This is a genomic window from uncultured Chitinophaga sp. (assembly GCF_937874145.1).
GTDB lineage: Bacteria > Bacteroidota > Bacteroidia > Chitinophagales > Chitinophagaceae > Chitinophaga.
This window is the reverse complement of the sequence record NZ_CALNBI010000085.1, coordinates 1-6,327: the sequence shown is the minus strand read 5'-3', so window position 1 is coordinate 6,327 and position 6,327 is coordinate 1. Positions and strand designations below refer to the sequence as shown.

Below are 6,327 nucleotides of genomic sequence, written 5' to 3'. Positions count from 1 at the left end.
CTGGCCGAAATAGGGCTTTTCGGCGAACTTCCCGACGTAAGCCTGCACCGCGCTGTCGGGCGCCTGCAACGAAACGTGCGGCAATGTATAAGGCAGATAGAGGAAAAACGGTCCTGCTGCGTTGCGATGGATAAAATCGAGCGCTTTGCCCGTCATCTTATCGATCGCATATTCCTTACCCTTGAACTTCCCGTAATCCGCATCTGTGGCTGTAGCGGGCTTCAACGCATCATGCACGTAAAAGGGCGGGTTATTGAGGCTGACGTACCGGCCGTTTTCCCACAAATGGGTAGGATAGAAATTATGCGATTGTTTCTGATCGTAATATCCGTAGAAATAATCGAAGCCTTGCCTGTTGGGATCTCCGGTGTTGTAATGCATGCCCAGCCCCCACTTGCCGATGGCCCCGGTTTTGTACCCGGCGCGCTGCAGCATGCGGGCTACCGTCATCGTGTTTTCCGGCAGGGGCATTTGTCCGCCTTCGAGCGAATCAGCGAAGCCGCCCATTTCATAATTGCCGCGGATGTAACTGTGCCCGCCATGCCGGCCGGTCATCAGCATGCAACGCGCAGGTGCGCAAACGGGGGTGCTGGTGTAGAAGTTCGTGAACCGCATGCCTTCTTTGGCGAGGCGGTCGAGGTGCGGAGTAGCGATTTTCTCCTGCCCGTAAGCGCCGATTTCGCCTACACCCAGGTCATCGGCATAAATGAGGATGATATTCGGTTGCCTGCGGGAAGGCTTTTTGCGCTGGGCGGCCGCCTCCTGCACGGACATGCCCAGCAGGAGGAAAACCATACTTATCATACATTTCATGCCATTAAGATACAAAACAACGAATATTCGAGTCATGATATTTCGTGGCGGACATCGGCATTTCGCGGAAAACGCAGGCACGCTTCCCCGGCCATCATTCCCCCAAACCCTTTACTGCATTGATCTTTGGACCAAAACCCGCCAACTGGCACAACAATCGTTTGTTAAAGGGCCAAAACCCAATCCCATGCAAATACAAGACATGCAAACGTTCCGCCTGCAAGCGTTGCCCGCCAGGACCGGGGGCGCTTCCAACGAAATCCAGCTGGTGCACCTGACCCAGGGCGCCTGCCTGCTCGACAATGGCGCCGCATCCTCCGAGGGCCTTTACTTCATCCGCAGCGCCGCATCCGGCCAGGGCGTTTTTTCCCGCGATGCCAGGGGGCATGCTTTCACTTTCACCCACGATTTCATCCATTACATCCCCCTCGTGTACGAGCTCTGCCTGCTGGGCGCCGCCGGCAAACCCGTGCTGCGCGTAGAGAATTCCCAGCGCGGGGATACTTACGAGCTGCTGAACCTCATCCGCGCGGAATGGGAATCCGACAGGCCGTACCGGCTCGATATGATCCGTGACTACCTCAAAATCCTCCTGCGCCAGATCGCGCGCTGCCTGCCCGCACCGAAAACCGGGTATTCGGCCGACCGGAAAACGGGGCTCGTGCGGCAATTCCTGTCGCTGCTCGACCAGCAGTTTATCCTGTTGAAAAAAGTGACGGATTACGCGGCGAACCTGCACGTGACGGCCAACCATTTAAACACGACGCTTAAGGAGCTGACCGGTGTAACGGCAAGCGAGCATATCCGGCGGCGTATTTTGTCGGAAGCGCGCATGCTGGCCACGCACAAAGAGAATTATTCGATGAAGGAAATTGCTTACCACCTTGGGTTTGAGGACAAATCGCATTTCTCGAAATACTTTAAGAACGCTTCAGGGAAGAATTTCACCAATTACAAGAAAGAGCTGTCGATGGAAGCCTGATTTGGCTTAAATTGCCGCATGCTCACTTTTCAATTGACCCCTGTCCCCGAACTGGTGACCGAAAGGCTGGTATTGCGCCAGGTCCAGCGGACGGATGCCGACGACATTTTATATCTCCGCTCCCATCCCCAACTGATGCATTTCATCCCTCGGGTGCGTGCGGTGAACCGCGAAGACGCACTCTCGCTGATCGACCGGTTCAATACCTTATCGCAGGCCAACGAAGCCATCAACTGGGGGATTACGCTGAAGGGAGAAAATAAAGTGATCGGGGTGATCGGATATGTGAAGATGAATGCGGCGTACCACCGCGCTGAAGTGGGTTATATGCTGCACGACGGGTATCATGGCAGGGGGATTACCAGCGAAGCCCTCGCCGTTGTGTTGCGCCATGGATTCGAGGCATACCGGCTGCATTCGGTGGAAGCCATCATCGACCCGGCCAACGTGGCGAGCGAAAAGGTGCTGGAGAAGTCGGGGTTTGTGAAAGAAGGATTTTTCCGGGAAGCGGAGTATTGGGACGGACGGTACCTCGACATTGCGGTGTATTCGCTGCTGACGCCTTTGCGCGGCCTGCAGGATAACGGCAAATAATGTAATTTCGCTGCCACATGAGCAGAACTTTTGCGATCGGCGATATCCATGGAGCCTTCCGGGCCTTACAGCAGGTTATCGAAAGAATACAGCCTACGGCCAACGACCGGCTGATTTTCCTGGGCGATTATGTTGACGGCTGGTCCGAATCCGCCGAAACCATTGCTTACCTGATGGAGCTGGACCGCAGGTATACCTGCATCTTCCTCCGCGGCAACCACGACGCCTGGTGCGAAACCTGGCTGGGCGGCGAGCCTCCGCTGGATCTCTGGTTGCAGCACGGTGGCAGGGCAACGGTGGCGAGTTACGAAAAGCTGTCTGCCGAAGCGCGCAAAGAACATCTCGCATTTTTCCACCGCATGCGGCAGTTTTATGTGGATGAGCACAACCGGCTTTACATTCACGCCGGTTTCGCCTCGATGCACGGCCCCCAGTTCGAGCGTTACCAATATAATTACATGTGGGACCGGACGCTCTGGGAAACGGCCCTGGCCCTCGATCCCCGGCTTAAGCCCAACGATGCACGCTATCCCAGGCGGTTACGGCTGTACGATGAGATTTTCATCGGCCATACACCTACCATCAATTACGGCGAATTCGATCCCATGCATGCCGGCAACGTCTGGAACATCGACACCGGCGCGGGCTTCAACGGCAAGCTCACCGCCCTCGACCTCCGGACGAAAACATTTATCCAAAGCGACACCGTCCAATACCTCTATCCCGGCGAAAAAGGGCGGAATACCTGATTTTTCGTAATTTTGCGGCCGCGATGGTCAAACTCGGACATATCACCCTGCCGGAATTCCCCCTCCTCCTGGCGCCCATGGAAGACGTGAGCGATCCGCCGTTCCGTGTGGTTTGCAAGGCCAACGGGGCCGATCTCCTGTATACGGAATTTATTTCCAGCGAAGGGCTGGTGGGCGATTCGGCGAAATGCCGCCGCAAGCTGGATATTTTCGATGAAGAGCGGCCCGCCGGCGTTCAGATTTTCGGGGGCGACGAAGGCCGGATGGCCCAGGCGGCACAGATCGTGGACCTCACGCAGCCGGATTTCCTCGATATCAACTTCGGGTGCCCGGTAAAAGGGATCGTGTCGCAGGGCGCCGGATCAGGCGTATTGAAGGATATGAAGCTCATGGAAAGGCTCACCGCCGCTTGCGTAAAAGCCACCAGCCTGCCCGTTACCGTGAAAACCCGCCTCGGCTGGGACGATGACACCAAAAACATCGAAACCGTTGCCGAAATGCTGCAGGACGCCGGCATCAAAGCGCTCACCATCCACGGCCGCACCCGCTGCCAGATGTACAAGGGCGAAGCCGACTGGTCGCTCATCGCCAAAGTAAAAAACAACCCCCGCATCCATATTCCCATCTTCGGGAACGGCGATATCGACAGCCCGCAAAAAGCGCTGGAATATAAAAACCGTTATGGTATCGACGGTATCATGATCGGCCGCGCCGCCATCGGCTACCCCTGGATCTTCCGCGAGATCCGCCATTTCCTGCAAACCGGCGAAGAACTCCCCGCTCCCACCGTGGCCGAGCGCATTACGGTCTGCAAGCAGCATCTCGATAAATCACTTCAATGGAGAGGCGGCCAGGCCGGCATTTATTCCATGCGCCGGCATTATCTTACGTACCTCAAGGCGCTTCCCGGCATCAAGGAATACCGCAACAAGCTCGTAACCCTCACCGATCCGGACGAGATCAAATCCGTGCTGGATGAAATCCTCCGGGCATACGAAGGCTTCGAGATGGAGAAGGCGCCCATCCAGCTCATCAATTACCACGAAAATTGCCCGATTTAACCGCTATTTACAGTCGGTTTTTGAATAAGGGGAAGGATCGAAGCGAAGACGGCTAACGTCTGTCGCGAAAACGGGTATGCCATTGGCATCCGCACTGTCTGCCAGGGCTTCATAAAGCTGCTCGCCTATCATTTTGAAAATCACCGGCCTGTCGCTGGTAGTGCCCTCGCTCTGGAAATGGTACGTGCCGCGGAAAATATTGTCCGATAAAGCACCGCTTACCGTCCCGGAGTTTTTATCTTTCTCATGAAAATTATACTCCAGCACGCCTTTCACATCCGTATCATCCACCACTAACTGCAGCAGGAACGTGTCTTTACCCGTCACTTTCTGGTAACAGTGCGCGCTGGCCTGCGTTTCGGCGGATTGTTCGCTTGAGGGGGAAGATTGGCAGGCAAGTGCGATGAAAGGGATAGATATTAAAACAGCAGTTCTCATCAGTGGATTTTTTTTAAATCTACATAAAAAAAAATGAACACTGCTGACATAAGGCTGTCAAACCCCGGTTCCATCTTTACATCATCAAACCAAAAACCAAAAATCATGGCAACTATTCCTTCTTTGTTGAAAGAAATGGCCCGCGAGGCCGAAACCACCCGCAAAATGCTGGGCCGCATCCCGGCCGACAAGCTCGACTGGCGCCCTCATCCCAGGAGCATGGACATGCGCAGCCTGGCCGTCCATATCGCGGAGCTGCCTTCCTGGGCCAAAATGGCCATTGAAACCGACGGTATCGACTTCGAGGGGATGGATTTCACCCCAACGCCCGTGAATTCCGCCCAGGAGCTGCTGGATATCCACGAAAAATCCCTGCAGGAAGGGTATTCCAGCCTCGAAAAGGCCGACGAGTCCACCTTTGGCCAACCCTGGACCCTGCGCACCGGCGAACAGGTGCATGACGTGTCTTCCAAATCGGAGGTGATCCGCATGTCGTACAACCAGATCGTGCACCACCGGGCGCAGCTGGGCGTGTATCTCCGCCTGCTCGATGTGCCCATTCCCGGCAGTTACGGCCCGAGTGCCGATGAACCGGGCATGTAAGCACGCCATATAAAACGAAAAGGGAAGCGAAAACGCTTCCCTTTTTTTTTGCTTGCCTAAATTATCGTAAAGAAAGATTGAGAATACTTACGGACGATGGATCCATTTTTCGTTGAGGAAAAAGGTTCCGAAAGGTATCACCGAAGCGGCCAGGGCGATGGCGGTCTTTTTCATGGACCATTGCAGCACCATTTTCAGCTCGATGACCAGTACCACGTAGAGCACGAACAGCAAACCGTGCGCCATGCCGAGTTGCTTATTGAGCCAGGGCTCATCGAAGAAATATTTCAACGGCATGGAAATGAAGATGATAGCCAGGTATGAAAGCCCTTCCAGCCATGCGATGATACGGAAACGTTTGATGGAGCGGGCGTGCTGTTCGCCGGTCTGTTGTTTTTCCATGGCGCAAACCTACGGCGGAAACTGATTCTGGAAAATGATTATTGTCAGTTTACCGGTAACCGGCCGCCCGCAGCGAGAACAATTCTTCGTACCGCCCTTTTTTGGCGATCAGCTCTTCGTGGGTCCCGATTTCGAGGAGCTCCCCGCCTTCCAGCACCAGGATACGGTCGGCCATGCGGACGGTCGAGAAGCGGTGCGAGATGAGTACGGCTGTTTTACCGCGAGTAAGGTCGGCAAAGCGTTGAAATACTTCGTATTCGGCGCGCGCGTCCAGGGCGGCGGTGGGCTCGTCGAGGATGAGGAGCTGGGCGTTTTTCATATACGCCCGCGCCAGAGCGATCTTCTGCCACTCCCCGCCCGAAAGTTCCACGCCGTTGCTGAACCGGCGGCCCAGCATCTGGTCGAACCCGTTGGGAAGGCGGCCGTAGAGCAAATCGGCCATGCTTTTCTCCGCCGCCAGCTCGATCCGCGCCGCATTATCGATTTCCGCAATATTCCCTACCGCGATATTTTGGGAGAAGGTCATCTGGTACCGCTGGAAATCCTGGAAAATAACGCCTACCTGCATGCGGAGCTCGTTGAGGTCGTATTCGCGGAGGTCGTGGCCGTCGAGCAGGATGCGGCCTTCCGAGGGGTCGTAGAGGCGCGCCAGTAATTTGACCAATGTCGTTTTGCCTGCGCCGTT

General features: G+C 55.4%; 9 protein-coding genes. 5 read left to right on the top strand and 4 right to left on the bottom strand.

All coding sequences use genetic code 11. The annotated features are described in order from the left end of the window. Positions 1–813, bottom strand: an 813-nt coding sequence (locus Q0510_RS03855; RefSeq protein ID WP_298708427.1) for a sulfatase-like hydrolase/transferase, incomplete at its 3' end; no start/stop codon positions are given. Between the two features lie 187 nt (positions 814–1,000). Here Q0510_RS03855 and Q0510_RS03850 point away from each other — a divergent pair. The 4 genes from Q0510_RS03850 to dusB are packed head-to-tail and all read left to right on the top strand — an operon-like array spanning position 1,001 to position 4,199. Continuing rightward, entirely contained in the window at positions 1,001–1,795 is a 795-nt protein-coding gene (locus Q0510_RS03850) for an AraC family transcriptional regulator (protein WP_298708425.1), read from the top strand. A gap of 18 nt (positions 1,796–1,813) precedes the next feature. Next, on the top strand, positions 1,814–2,389 hold the full coding sequence (locus tag Q0510_RS03845) for a GNAT family N-acetyltransferase (protein ID WP_298708423.1): 576 nt from the start codon (positions 1,814–1,816) through the stop codon (positions 2,387–2,389). Positions 2,390–2,406: 17 nt separating this feature from the next. Beyond that, positions 2,407–3,138 (top strand): metallophosphoesterase family protein, encoded by a 732-nt coding sequence (locus Q0510_RS03840; protein ID WP_298708421.1) that lies wholly within the window; start codon positions 2,407–2,409, stop codon positions 3,136–3,138. A gap of 23 nt (positions 3,139–3,161) precedes the next feature. Then, the gene (gene dusB / locus Q0510_RS03835) at positions 3,162–4,199 is read left to right on the top strand and encodes a tRNA dihydrouridine synthase DusB (RefSeq protein WP_298708419.1); all 1,038 of its coding nucleotides are present in this window, start codon (positions 3,162–3,164) and stop codon (positions 4,197–4,199) included. A gap of 3 nt (positions 4,200–4,202) precedes the next feature. Here the strand turns inward: dusB and Q0510_RS03830 are convergent, their stop codons facing one another. Then, on the bottom strand, positions 4,203–4,637 hold the full coding sequence (locus Q0510_RS03830; RefSeq protein WP_298708418.1) for a hypothetical protein: 435 nt from the start codon (positions 4,635–4,637) through the stop codon (positions 4,203–4,205). 105 nt (positions 4,638–4,742) lie between these two features. Here Q0510_RS03830 and Q0510_RS03825 point away from each other — a divergent pair, with 105 nt between their 5' ends. Then, complete coding sequence (locus tag Q0510_RS03825) at positions 4,743–5,240, top strand: DinB family protein (protein WP_298708417.1); 498 nt, start codon at positions 4,743–4,745, stop codon at positions 5,238–5,240. 87 nt (positions 5,241–5,327) lie between these two features. On the opposite strand, the gene Q0510_RS03820 is transcribed toward Q0510_RS03825, so the two are convergent. Continuing rightward, positions 5,328–5,642, bottom strand: a complete 315-nt coding sequence (locus tag Q0510_RS03820; RefSeq protein ID WP_298708416.1) for a DUF3817 domain-containing protein — start codon at positions 5,640–5,642, stop codon at positions 5,328–5,330. A 49-nt stretch (positions 5,643–5,691) separates the two neighbouring features. Next, positions 5,692–6,327: ATP-binding cassette domain-containing protein (locus Q0510_RS03815; RefSeq protein ID WP_298708415.1), on the bottom strand; the 636-nt coding region annotated here is incomplete at its 5' end.